A 344-nucleotide genomic window follows, 5' to 3' on the forward strand; every position below is an offset into this window, starting at 1 on the left:
TCAGGCTCGCCCAGCGACGCATCAAGCCAGCGCACGTCATCGCATGGTCGCTCTGGCGAAGAGCCCATCAAGCCATCGCTCAGCAAGCTCACGTTAAATCAAAAAGGCAACTGTAATGCTAAGGTTCGTGGGGATTCACAAAGTGTCAGAGATGTGATTCACACTTTGGATGGAACGCTACGTTTTGACGGACGCCCAATGGGCGAAGATGGAGCCGCACTGTCTGGGGAAGCCGACCGATCCGGGGCGGAGCGGGAGCGACAATCGCCGGTTCGTGGACGCGGTTCTGTGGATCGCTCGCACGGGGAGCCCCTGGCGCGACCTGCCTGAGCATTTCGGGAACT

1 protein-coding gene is annotated in these 344 nt (G+C 59.3%); it reads left to right on the plus strand.

The window, feature by feature from the left end:
• Positions 1–169: 169 nt before the first annotated feature.
• On the plus strand, positions 170–344 hold a 175-nt coding region (locus tag FG93_RS19655; RefSeq protein ID WP_043237350.1), incomplete at its 3' end, for a transposase.

The organism is Allobosea sp. LC85, from assembly GCF_000735605.1.
Taxonomy (GTDB): Bacteria; Pseudomonadota; Alphaproteobacteria; order Rhizobiales; family Beijerinckiaceae; genus Allobosea.